This window comes from Nocardia sp. NPDC049149, assembly GCF_043197455.1.
Taxonomy (GTDB): domain Bacteria; phylum Actinomycetota; class Actinomycetes; order Mycobacteriales; family Mycobacteriaceae; genus Nocardia.
Genome location: NZ_JBICTD010000001.1, coordinates 486,909 through 499,154, shown reverse-complemented (window position 1 = coordinate 499,154; position 12,246 = coordinate 486,909). Strand labels below are relative to the sequence as shown.

Sequence of the window (12,246 nt, the reverse complement as noted above, 5' to 3'; positions counted from 1 at the left end):
TCGGCCCCGTTACGCGTAACGACTGGCGGCCCTAGCGTGAAATGTATTCCGACTACAGCGGATCGCGATGGTCCGCCTGCCTTCAGGAGATGTTTCTGATGACACCCAACGCGATTCTCGAGTTCATCCTCAATCTACTTCGCGATCACGAGGCCGCAGTAGCCTACTGCGCCAACCCGAACCAGGCGCTTGTCGATGCGGGGCTCACCGCCGTCAGCGCCGAGGACATTGCCGCCGTCGCCCCGATGGTCGCCGAATCGGCGCTGGTCGCCGGCGGTTCCCAGCTGTCGGCGATCGTCGCCGCAGGCGCACAGGCCGGTGCCTCCGCCGGGCTCGGTGCGCTCGGCGCCGTCGGCGCGGCCGCCGCCGCGAATGCCGGACTCAACCTCGCCGCAGGCCTCGGCATCGACCTCGGTGGCCAGGTCGGCACCGGCATCGACCTCGACGCGGGCCTGAACAGCACGATCGGCACCGGACTGAACGCGGCGATCAACTCCGGCCTGCAGGCGGGCGCGGATCTGGATGCCGGTCTCAACACCGGCGCGCAGATCGGCGCAGACCTGGGTGCCACCGTGAATACGGCGATCAACACCGGTTTGCACGCTGGCGCCGACCTCGGGGCCGGTCTGAACACGGCGATCAACTCCGGCCTGCAGGCGGGTGCCGACCTCAGCGCCGGTCTGAATACAGCGATCAACACCGGCTTGCAGACCGGGCTCGGCGCGGCCGCCGACATCGGCGCGAACCTGTCCACCGCGGTGGGCGGCGCGGTGGACGCGGGAGTCCACACCGGCGCCGATCTCACCAGCAACCTGCAGGGCGCCGTCAACGCCGGCCTGCAGGCCGGGACAGGACTCGAGACGAGCCTGTCCACCGGCCTCGGCGGTGCGCTCGGCGCAGCAGGACAGGTCACCACCGGTCTCGACGCCGCACTCGGCGGCGGCGCCCAGCTGGGCACCGACCTCGCCACCGGCCTCAACGGCGCGGTGAACACCGGCGCCGACCTCACCACCGGCTTGTCCACGAGCCTTCAGGGCGCCGCAAACGCGGCCACCGGTCTCGACGCGGCAGCCAGCGCGGGCGCGAATCTCGGCGCCGGCGTAAACACTGGGCTGCAAGGTGCTGTGGATGCCGGGGCTCAGGCGGCCGGCAATCTTGGCGGCGATTTGTCCGCTTCCGTTGGTGGCGTTGTGGATTCGGCGGCGCACGCGGGCGCGGGCCTGGAGACCGGTCTGTCGGCCGGGCTCGGTGCTGCGGCCGGTGCAGGCGCGGATCTCGGTGGTGATTTGTCCGCTGCCGTGGGTGGTGCGGTCAACACCGGTGCGCAGGTTGGTGCGGGTCTGGAGACCGATCTCACTGCCGGGCTGGGTGCTGCGGCCGGTGCGGGCGCGGGTCTCGGTGCCGGTGTGAGTGCCGGGCTGCAGGGTGCTGTGGATGCCGGGGCTCAGGCGGCCGGCAATCTTGGTGGTGATTTGTCCGCTTCCCTTGGTGGGGCTGTGGATTCGGCGGCGCAGGCGTCCGCGGGCTTGGAGACCGGATTGGCGGCAGGGCTTGGCGCTGCGGCCGGTGCGGGCGCTGAGATCGGTGGCGATTTGTCTGCTTCTGTTGGTGGCGTGGTGGATTCGGCGGCGCAGGCGTCGGCGGGTCTGGAGACGGGTCTGTCGGCCGGCCTGGGTGCGGCGGCTGGTGCTGGCGCGGGGCTGGAGACCGGATTGACGGCCGGGCTGGGTGCCGCGGCTGGTGCGGGTGCGGATCTCAGCGGTGATCTGGCCACTGCTGTGGGTGGTGCGGTTAACACCGGTGCGCAGGTTGGTGCAGGTCTGGAGACGGGCCTGTCCGGTGGTGTGGACGCAGCGCTTGGTGCCGGTATCGGTGTTGGTGGTGATTTGTCCACATCTGTTGGTGGTGCGGCGAGTTCGGCGGCGCAGGCGACTGCTGGCCTGGAGACCGGTCTCACTGCTGGGCTCGGTGCTGCTGTTGGTGCGGGTGCTGATCTCGGCGGTGGTTTGGCTACCGGTGTGGGTGGTGCACTGAACACTGGTGCGCAGGTTGGTGCTGGTCTGGAGACGGGGTTGTCGGGTGGCGCGGACGCGGCGCTCGGGACCGGTGCACAGGTGGGTGCCGACCTGGGGGCCAGTGTGGATAGTTCGCTCAGCGCCGGAGCGCAGCTCGGTTCCGGCTTGGAGACCGGGTTGTCCACGGCCGTCGGTGGCGGGCTGAGCGCGGGCGTTGGTGCTGCCGCGGATGCCGGTGCCGGACTGAGTGGTGGACTGTCGACCGGGCTCCAAGGCGCGGCCGATCTCGGTGCACAGGTGGGGACCGGGTTGGAGACCGGTCTCGGCGGTGCGGTCGATGCCGGGGCGCACGCGACAACCGGGCTCGAGACCGGACTGTCGACCGGGATCGGTGCCGCTAGCGGGATCGGTGGCGGCTTGTCCACAGGCATCGGTGGTGCCGTGGATACCGCTGCGGGACTTGGCGGTTCGTTCGGTGGTACCGGACACGGAAGTGTCGACACCGGTCTCTCGGGTTCGCTCGGCGGTGCGACGCACGGTGCGGTAGATGCTGCGGCGAACCTCGGCGGCACCACCAGCGGTGCGGTGGACACGTCGGCCAGCCTCGGCGGTGCAACGCATGGTGCGGTGGATACGTCGGCCAGCCTCGGCGGCGCAACCCACGGCGCGGTGGACGCTGCTGCCGGCCTCGGCGGCGCGACCCACGGTGCCGTGGACGCAACGGCCGGACTCGGTGGCGCCGCGCACGGAGCGGTGGACACCGGGGCCGGGATCGGTGGTGATATTGGATCCACTGCCAGCACCTGGTCGTCACTGGATGTTTCCAGTGCGTTCGGATCGGGCCTGGACAGTACTGCCGGACTGCACGGCGACACCGGGCTGTTCGCCGATACGCACGCGGACGCGGGCCTGGCGGGCACGGCAGGCACGGACCTCACCGGCGACGCGATGCTGCACTGACAGCGACGCCGCACCGAACACCGTCCCTGCTTCACGGAAAGAGGTTCCCGCCGCGATGGAGAGCCCCGCATCGACCGCCACGCCCAAGGGTGTTCCCCTGCTCTCGGTGCTAGGCGAAACCATCGCGGCGGCGCAAGCCGCGGGTCGCAACGATCTGGTCAGCCGCCTGGAAGCGGCGGCCGACCGGGTTCGCGACCCGCGGCGGCGCATTCTCATCGCCGGGCAGCTCGATCAGGGCAAGAGCCGTTTCGTCAACGCGCTGCTGAACCTCGACATCTGCCCGGTGGGTGACGACGTGACCACCACGATCACCACCCTGCTTGCCTACGGCGAAGAACCGAAGGCCGAGCTGGTGCTCGCGGGCCCGGGCGATGCCGTCGGCGAGGGCACCCGAGTTCCGGTGCCGATCAACGAGATCGGCACGATCACCGCACGATCCCCGCTGGCGCAGGGCAGACGGATCGTGCGGCTGGAAATCGAGGTGCCCAACCCTTTGCTCGCCGACGGCATCGTCCTTGTCGACACCCCGGGTGTCGGCGGTCACGGAAGCTCTTATGCGGCAACCGTGTTGGGCATGGTCCCGACCGCGGATGCGGTGCTGGTCGTCTCCGACGCATCCACCGAACTCACCGAGCCGGAGCTGGCTTTCCTGCGCCAGATCCGCGAATTGTGCCCCACCGTCGCACTCTTGGTGACCAAGACCGATCTGTATCCGCACTGGCGGCAGGTATACGAAGCGGATCGCCGCCACCTGGCCGCGGCAGGTTTGGACCTGCCGATGATCGCGGTGTCCGCGCTGCTGCGCAGCCACGCGCTGCGGTTGCAGGATCAGCAACTCGGCGCGGAGTCCGGGTTCGGCGTGCTCTATCAATTCCTGCGTGATCAGGTGGTGGCGCGCGATCAGGTCGCCACCCGCGCCGCGGTGGCCCGCGATATCCGTTCCGTCGCCGAACATTTGGCTTTGGCACTGGGCAGCGAGTTGGTCGCGGTGCGCGATCCGGCGCGCGGCGCCGCCGCGGTCGGGGAACTCCAGGCCGCCCGCGCGTCGGCCGAGGAATTGCACCGCCGCACCGCCGCCTGGCAGCAGACCCTGGCCGACGGAATCACCGACCTGGCAGGCGATGTCGACCACGATCTGCGAGATCGGTTGCGCGGCATTGCCAGAACCACCGAGGAATGGATCGACGAACATGATCCCGGCCGACATTGGGACCGGATCGCCGACTATCTCACCGGCACCATCGACACCGCGATCGGCGACAACCTGCTGTGGACGCATGCACGCGCCCTCCAGCTCGCCGAGCGGGTGGCCGAGCATTTCACCGAGGTCGGCGCGGTCGAGCTGCCGGATGTCCGGTCGGACGCCGACGGCAGTCCGGCCGCCGCGGCCACCCTTGCCGAGCTGGAACCCGACATCGGCTTCGGCAGCAAGGTCCTGGTCGGCATGCGCGGGTCGTACGGCGGCGTGCTGATGGTCGGGCTTGCCAGCACTTTCGCCGGACTCGCACTGCTCAACCCCATCTCGCTCGGCGCCGGACTTGTGGTGGGCAGCAAGGCTTTCCGTGACGACAAGCAGGCCAGGCTGGCCCGGCGCCGGAACGAGGCGAAGGTCGCGGTCCGCCGGTTCGTCGACGATGTCGCGTTCCAGACGGGCAAGGAGTCCAAGGACCGGCTGCACCGGATTCATCGCGCGCTGCGCGACCACTACGCGGGCGTTGCCGAGCGCAGCCTGCGGTCCATCGACGAGTCGTTGCGGGCGGCGCAGGAGGCGGCGACGATGGCGAACGCGCGCCGCGCCGAACGTGGGACGGTGTTGGAGCGGCAGGTGCGGGTGGTCGCGGAACTGGCCAGATACGCCGAGGCGATGCAGGCGGCACTGCCCGGCGGCACCGTCGGTACGGTGGTTTCGTGAATCGTGAGGTCGGCGCGGCGCCAGGGATTGTTGCCGAGGCACACCGGCTGGTCGGCGCAGCGCGGGCGGCGTTGGCGACCGAGGCCAGGCCGCGGGCGTTGCTCGCCGACTGCGCGAGCCGGTTGGATCAACCGCTGCGCGTCGCGTTGGCCGGATCGCTGAAGGCAGGCAAGTCGACGCTGCTGAATTCCCTTGTCGGACAGGACATCGCACCGACCGACGCGACCGAGTGCACCAGGGTGGTCACCTGGTACCGCTACGGGTCGACGCCGAGCGTGACGGCGCACGCGCCGGACGGCGCACGCGCGAATGTGGCGGTGCGCCGCGGTGGTGGCACGCACGGGCTCACCTTCGATCTGGACCGGCTGCGGTGGAATGCGCCCGCCGCGCGCGAGGTCGACCATCTCGAAGTCGAATGGCCTGCTGCGGCACTCGCGCACACGACGATCATCGATACACCGGGCACCTCCTCGCTGTCGCGTGAGGTATCGCAGCGCACCGCCCGATTGCTCACTCCCGGTGTGGATGTCGAGCAGGCCGAGGAGAACATCGCGATTCCCGGCGCGGATGCCGTGGTGTATCTGCTGCGCAGGCTCGACGCGGCCGATGTCCGTTTCCTCGAACGGGTCGGCGCGGCGCCGGGCGCTTCGGATCTGTCCGGACCGCTCGGGGTGGTCGGCGTGGTGTCCAGGGCCGATGAGATCGGCGCCGGTCGCATCGACGCCTTGCATTCGGCGCGCGACGTCGCGACCCGCTTCGCCGGCGAGCTGGAGCGAACAGGGTTGTGCCAGGCGGTGATTCCGGTGGCCGGGTTGCTCGCCTATGCGGCGGCGACGCTGCGTCAGCAGGAGTACGCGGCGTTCGAGGCGCTGGCCGGTGTCCCGGTCGACGAGTTGAGCGCGGCGCTGCTTTCCGCGGATCGCTTCGCGCGACCCGATATCGCGCTGCCGGTGGCGCCGGAGACCAGGTCCCAGCTCGCCGAGCGATTCGGCTTGTTCGGTATCCGGATGGCGGTCACGTTGATTCGGCTCGGCGTGCGCGATTCCGCCACGCTTGCCGCGGAATTGACCAACCGTAGCGGGGTGGACGAGCTCCGCTCGGTGCTCGACGTCCAATTCGGCCAGCGCGCCGACCAACTCAAGGCGCACTCTGCCCTCACCGCGCTCGCGCGGGTGCTGACCGCGTACCGCGGCAGCGAGGCGGACGCACTGCTGCCGAGGGTGCGCACCCTGCTCGCCGACGTGCACGGGTTCGTCGAACTCCGCCTACTCGGCAGGCTGCGCACCGATGAATTGGCGCTGCCGCCAGCGGATCTCGCGGAGCTGCACCGGATCATCGGCGGGTCGGGCATTGCGCCGCACCTGCGTCTCGGGCTCCCCGTCGATGCCGCGCCCTCGGTCCAGCGGGCCGAAGCCCTTGCCGCGGTGCGCAAGTGGCGGGCGCGGGCGCGCCATCCGCTCGCCGATCAGTTCACCGCGACGGCCTGCCGCACCGCGGCCCGTAGCGCGGAAGGCACGCTCGAATTGTTGCCAGGGTAGATCGATTACCCGGTGATCGTGCGTAGCGCAGCCGCCAACTCGGCGCCGGTCGGCGCGTGGTCGGGGTCGATCAGGTACTGGGCGGCCACGCCGGTCAGCAACGCCTGGTAGAGGGCGCCGACCGCGCGGCCTTGCGCGGTATCCGCTTCGTCGAGGTGCTCGAAGAGGCGGGCCAGGCCGCTGCGGGCCTCGGTGAGCTTGTCCGCCAGCTGGTCTCGTGTCTTGGGATCGTGGCCTGCTTGCGCAAGGGTGTCGAAGGTGGCGGCCCACAGGCCGCGATGGGCGCCGATCGAATCGATGACTGCCTGCCAGTTCGTGGCGAAGCGGTCCAGTGGAGTCGCGCCGGGTTGCGCCGCATCGTCCAGTGCGCGTTCGAGTTCCGCCCCCCATTCCCGATTCGCCTCGGCGAGCGCCTCGTTCAACAACGCCTCTTTGGACCCGAAGTGATACCCGATGGCCGCCATACTGACCCCACCCGCCGCCGCCGCGATATCACGCACCGTAGTCCGCGCATAACCCTTCTCGAACAAACAACGCCGCGCACCCGCCAGCAGGTCCTCCCGATTTCCCATGCACAGGATCCTAGCGCGCTCGCCTAAGGCATCCGTCTTACGCATCCGCCCAACACATACGTGCTGTCACCCAGCCTGACCACGCCGTCGGCGACCTATGTGCGTTAGGGGGTTGTGGTGGGGCTGGTGGGGTCTATGAGGATTTTGGCGTGGTGGGTGGGGGTGGCGAGGGTGGTGAAGGCGTTGTCGATGCCGTCCAGGCCTACGGTGGCGGTGATCAAGGGGGCGGGGTCGACCTTGCCGTTGGCGAGCATGTGGAGGGTGTCGCGGAATTCGCCCGGGTCGTAACCGAGGACGAAGCGGAGGTCGATTTCCTTGTTGATGGCGGTGGCGGGGTGGATGCGGTCGGGTTCCATGCAGACGCCGACGACGATCACTTGGGAGCGTGGGGGTGCCGCGGTCAGGATCTGGTCGAGAATGCCTGGCACGCCGACACATTCGAAGATGGCCGGGCCTGCGGGGCCCGCGTTCAGCGTGTGCGCGAGACGGAAGACGTACCACCAGGGCAGGTTCGGGACGCGGCGGAGCCGGTCCATGGCCTCGAAGCCGAGGTCGAGAATGTCGGTGACGGTGGTGATCCGGCCGGGTTTCGGGTTTGCGGTCCACGGCGAATCGGTGGCGGGGTCGACGACGACGTCGGCGCCGCACGCGGTGGCGAGTTCGCGACGGCGTGGGGAGAAGTCACTGGCGATGACGGTGCGCACGCCGGCGGCCTTCAGCATGCTGATCACGGCCAAACCGATGGGGCCGCAACCGATCACGAAGGCGGTCTGCCCCTTGCCGACCCGCCCGCGGCGGATCGCGTGCCAGGCCACCGCCATGGGTTCGGTGAGCGCGGCGTGCTCGGCGGACAGCCCGTTGGGCACCGGCATGGTCATCGATTCCTGAACAACGACCTGCTCGGCGTATGCCCCGGGGGCCGCGGTGGACAAGCCGGTCATCTCAGACTTCTTGCCGTTCCGCAGGATCGGCAGCGCTACCACCGACGTGCCCGGCTTCCAGCGCCGACGGCAGCCAGGTCCGTAATCGACTACCTCGCCGCTGAATTCGTGTCCGAGCACCACGCTCTGGTCCGACCGCATGAATCCGTCGTAGCCTGCGGCGGTGGCGAGGTCGGCGAGCTGGTCCGCGTGCAGGCGGGCATGCAGGTCGGAACCGCAGATGCCGCACCGGGTTACGTTGATCAGCACCTGCCCGCGGCCTGGCACCGGCGTCGGTAGGTCGGCGACCTCGAATTTCGTGTTGGTGACGACGGCTGCCCGCATGGCGAACTCCTCGATTCGGCGGCACGCGGCGGGCGCATGCACCTGCCCGCCACTCGTGGCCAACCCTACTGCGCGTGCCGAGCGGAAACTCGAAACTCGGTGCTGCGAAGTCAGGCGTTCGCGGCGACCAACGCCGCGTCCTCGGCCGCGCGCCGATCGTAGGCAAAACGCGCGGAAGCGATTTCGTTCTGATGATTCTCGGTCCAGGTGACCAGTGCCTTGATGGTGGTGTGCAGGCTGGCGCCGAGTGGGGTCAGCGCGTAGTCCACTCGCGGCGGCACCGTCGGATACACGGTCCGCTGGACCAGTCCGTCGCGTTCGAGCTGGCGCAGCGTGCGGGTGAGCATCCGCTGGCTCACGCCGTCGATCTCGCGCTTCAACTCGGTGAACCGCATGCTGCATTGGTCGAGCAGCGCGATTACCAGCAGCGACCATTTGTCGGCGATGCGGTCGAGGATCTGGCGCACCTCGCAGTCCGCGCGGGTGTCCCACTGGCGAACGTCGTAGTCGGGGTCGGTATCCCCGCAGTACCCGGGTGACTCCACAGTGCCGTCTTCCATGGTCGTCGATTCTGCCGGAGACTTTCCCTCGGTATCAAGTAGTAACCGACCCCACTATGGGGAACCTATTCTGTTTGGGGAGTCGTAATGGTGAAATCCAGAGCCGCCGCCGAGGTCTTCACGGAGATGTCCGGCCGCGCCTGGGCGGTGCTCGCGGTGTTGTGCGGCGCGATATTCCTGGAGGGCATCGACGTCGCGATGCTCAACGTGGCGCTGCCGTCGATCCGCGCCGAGTTCGGCTTGTCCACCGGGATGCTCAGCGGCGTGGTGTCGGCCTACGTGCTCGGCTACGGCGGCTTCGTGCTGCTCGGCGGTCGCGCCGCCGACCTGCTCGGCCGCAGGCGGATGTTCCTGTTCTGGATGACAGTGTTCCTGCTGTTCTCCGGACTGGGTGGCTTCGCCACCAATGGCTGGATGCTGTTGACCGCCCGCTTCGTCACCGGCGTTGCCGCGGCATTCCTTGCGCCGGCGGGACTTTCGTTGATCACCACCAACTTCGCCGAGGGCAGGGTGCGCGACCGGGCACTGATGTTCTACGCGGGTATCGCGGCGGGCGGCTTCTCGCTCGGCATGGTGGTCGGCGGCTTGCTGACCGCGCTCGGCTGGCGCTGGGTGTTCTTCGTTCCGGTGCTGGTTTCCGCGGTGCTGCTGGCGGCCGCGATCGCGCTGGTCCGGGATTCCGGTGTGCCGGAACGTGTTCGGGGCGGCTTCGACGTGCTCGGCGCGCTCGGGGTGACCGGTGCGATGCTGCTGCTCGTCTACGGTGTCGTGCGGCTGGAACATCCGGGCAACGGGCCGGTGCTGACCGCGGCGACCTTCGCCGGTGGTCTCGCGCTGCTCGCATTGTTCGTGCTGAACGAACGGCGCGCCGCGGCACCGCTGGTCCGGCTGGGCATCCTGCGCTCGGCGGCACTGGTGCGCACCAATCTGGTTGCGGTGCTGTTCATCGGCTCGTTCATGGGCTTCCAGTTCCTTGTCACGCTGTACTTCCAGGAACTGCGCGGTTGGAGCACGGTGGAGACCGGTCTCGCGATGGCGGTGATGGGTTTGGACGCGATCCTCGCGCCGTTGGTGACGCCGTGGCTGGTGCGCAAGTTCGGCAATGTGCGGGTGATCCTCGGCGGTGCGATCTTCGCGGCGCTCGCCTACGTGCTGTTCCTGCCGTCCGGGCTCGACCGGGCCTACCTCGCGATCCTGCCGACGATGCTGCTGCTCGCCGTGGCATTCGCGCTCGCCTACGGCCCGCTGACCATCGCGGCGACCGACGGCATCGCCGAGGCCGAGCACGGCCTGGCGGGCGGGTTGCTCTACACGGCAATCCAATTCGGCGCGGCCCTCGGCATCTCGGTGGTGACGGCGGTGAACGTCGCCGCGGTCGACGCGGGCAAGCTGGGGATCGACGGTCTGCGCGTCGCCTTGATCGTGCCGGTCGTTGCCGCGGCCCTGGCGGCTGTTATCGCGGCAGCGGGCCTGCGCCGCACCGCGATTCCCGCATCCGAGCCGTTGGTGGAGCAGCTCGCGCGAGTGTGATCCGAGCGAGGCGGGGCCGGAGCGGTGGCTCCGGCCCGCCGTTCGTTCACAGGAGTACCCCCGGATTCAAGATCCCCGCAGGGTCGAGGGCGGATTTGGTCGCACGCAGTGCCAGGGCGAAGGGCTCCGGACGTTGGCGGTCGTACCAGGGCCGGTGGTCCCTGCCGACGGCGTGGTGGTGGGTGATCGTGCCGCCGTTGGCCGAGAGTGCTTCGGAGACGGCGGATTTGATCTCGTCCCACTGTGCGACGGTGCTGCCCCAGCGGCCTGCGGCGTAGATGCCGAAGTAGGGCGCTGGGCCGTCCGGATAGACGTGGGTGAAGCGGCAGGTGACGACGCCCTGCGCGCCCACCGCACGGATCGCGTCGTTGGCCGCGGTGGTCACCGCCGACTTGAGCGCATCGAATGTGTCCCAGGTGCAGGCGGTTTCGAACGTCTCGGTGATCATCGATTGCGCGGCAAGGGCATCGCGCTGGTACGGCATGCGCAGGAACGACGAGCGCCACGTGTCGGCGGTGCCGCAGGTGTGCACGCTGGTCTCGGAATCGGTGTAGCGCACGGGTTCCGGCAGCTTGCCGCCGAATTCGACGGCGATCTCGACGGCCCGCTCCAGCCAGACCCGCGTCGGATGGTCCGCGGACTCGAACCCGAGAACCAGCACGCCGCCCGAGGTCGCGGCCCCCGCGTTGAGAAACGCCTCGGCCGGGTCGAGCAGACGGCAGTTGGTCGGATACAGCCCGGACTGGGCGATCGTGCGAGTCGCGGTCACCGCACGGTCGTAGTCGTCGAAGTGCACGGAACCCGTTGCGCGCCAGCGTGGCCGGTCCTGTAGCCGCATCCAGGCCTCGGTGATCACGCCGAGTGTGCCTTCGGAACCGAGGAACATCCGGTCCGGCGATGGACCAGCACCCGAGCCGGGCAGTCTGCGCGATGCGCTGACGCCTGCCGGGGTCACCACCCGCATCGACTCGACCAGGTCATCGATGTGGGTATAGAGCGTCGCGAAGTGCCCACCGGCCCGCGTGGCCAGCCACCCACCGAGCGTGGAGAACTCGAACGACTGCGGAAAATGCCGCAGGGTCAGCCCGGATTCCCGCAGTTGGTCTTCCAATGCAGGCCCGAACACACCGGCCTGGATCCGCGCCGCCCGACTGGTGCGATCGACCTCGAGCACCTGATCGAGCGCGCCGAGATCGAGGCTCACCGCGCCTGCGAAGTCACCGTCGAGCCGGGGTTCGATCCCGCCGACCACGGAAGTGCCGCCGCCGAACGGGATCACGGCGATATTCGCGCGGCTTGCCCAGTCGAGCACGTCGACTACCTCGGCTTCGGTGCGCGGCCGAATGACGAGATCCGGCGGGTTCTGCACGTCACCGAGCAGATTGCGCACCACATCGCGGAAGGCCTGTCCGTGTGCGTGCGCCGCCCGGTCGGCGGGGTCGGCGGACGCCAACGCGGCGAGCGCATCCGGCGCCGAGATCCGCGGCTCGGGCAATGCCAGTGCGTCGATCGAGGGCGGCTCGTGCACGGTCAGATCGGCTCCGGGCAGTATCGCCGCGACCCTGGTCGTCAGTGCCGCCCGCTCCGCGCCGTCGACGGCGTCCTCGACATTGCCCCAACCCCACCACGACCGCGTCTTCGCCGACACTGCAACTCCTCTCGATCGGGCTCGCGCCCGCGCGTGCCATTGCATCATGGAAGCAGCACCGGTACCGGTGATCGGCCACACCGCAGCACGGCCCGAAACGCGGTGTGCTCGGCAGTCGCTTGCTCCTGCCGGATCCGTCCGAAGCCGGTCCATGAGCCGCGCGGAGCAGATCGCCGAGATTCTTTTCGGCGTTCGGGAATCATTCGCGCCGCACGTCCGTTGAGCTGGAAGACAAGATTGAGTGTG

8 protein-coding genes are annotated in these 12,246 nt (G+C 69.2%); 4 read left to right on the top strand and 4 right to left on the bottom strand.

All coding sequences use genetic code 11. The features are described 5' to 3' along the window. The first annotated feature begins 98 nt into the window (after nt 1-98). Genes ACGFNJ_RS02440 through ACGFNJ_RS02430 form a run of 3 tightly spaced genes read left to right on the top strand, consistent with a single transcriptional unit; the run spans nt 99 to nt 6,425 of the window. On the top strand, nt 99-2,975 hold the full coding sequence (locus ACGFNJ_RS02440) for an IniB N-terminal domain-containing protein (protein WP_393442527.1): 2,877 nt from the start codon (nt 99-101) through the stop codon (nt 2,973-2,975). 55 nt (nt 2,976-3,030) lie between these two features. Beyond that, the gene (locus tag ACGFNJ_RS02435; protein ID WP_393442525.1) at nt 3,031-4,887 is read left to right on the top strand and encodes a dynamin family protein; all 1,857 of its coding nucleotides are present in this window, start codon (nt 3,031-3,033) and stop codon (nt 4,885-4,887) included. Then, entirely contained in the window at nt 4,884-6,425 is a 1,542-nt protein-coding gene (locus tag ACGFNJ_RS02430) for a dynamin family protein (RefSeq protein ID WP_393442523.1), read from the top strand. Before ACGFNJ_RS02435 ends, ACGFNJ_RS02430 begins: the two co-directional genes overlap by 4 nt. A 5-nt stretch (nt 6,426-6,430) precedes the next feature. Here ACGFNJ_RS02430 and ACGFNJ_RS02425 read toward each other — a convergent pair whose 3' ends face one another. From ACGFNJ_RS02425 to ACGFNJ_RS02415, 3 genes are all read right to left on the bottom strand, one after another. Next, the gene (locus tag ACGFNJ_RS02425) at nt 6,431-6,997 is read right to left on the bottom strand and encodes a TetR/AcrR family transcriptional regulator (protein WP_393442521.1); all 567 of its coding nucleotides are present in this window, start codon (nt 6,995-6,997) and stop codon (nt 6,431-6,433) included. A 104-nt stretch (nt 6,998-7,101) separates the two neighbouring features. Beyond that, nucleotides 7,102-8,262: a zinc-binding dehydrogenase gene (locus ACGFNJ_RS02420; RefSeq protein WP_393442519.1), complete on the bottom strand. Its 1,161-nt coding sequence runs from the start codon at nt 8,260-8,262 to the stop codon at nt 7,102-7,104. 110 nt (nt 8,263-8,372) lie between these two features. Further along, on the bottom strand, nt 8,373-8,822 hold the full coding sequence (locus tag ACGFNJ_RS02415; protein ID WP_393442517.1) for a winged helix-turn-helix transcriptional regulator: 450 nt from the start codon (nt 8,820-8,822) through the stop codon (nt 8,373-8,375). A gap of 87 nt (nt 8,823-8,909) precedes the next feature. On the opposite strand from ACGFNJ_RS02415, the gene ACGFNJ_RS02410 reads away from it, so the two are divergent. Then, nucleotides 8,910-10,352 (top strand): MFS transporter, encoded by a 1,443-nt coding sequence (locus ACGFNJ_RS02410; protein WP_393442515.1) that lies wholly within the window; start codon nt 8,910-8,912, stop codon nt 10,350-10,352. Nucleotides 10,353-10,398: 46 nt separating this feature from the next. Here ACGFNJ_RS02410 and ACGFNJ_RS02405 read toward each other — a convergent pair whose 3' ends face one another. Beyond that, nucleotides 10,399-12,045 (bottom strand): FAD-binding oxidoreductase, encoded by a 1,647-nt coding sequence (locus tag ACGFNJ_RS02405; protein WP_393443720.1) that lies wholly within the window; start codon nt 12,043-12,045, stop codon nt 10,399-10,401. Nucleotides 12,046-12,246: the final 201 nt, after the last annotated feature.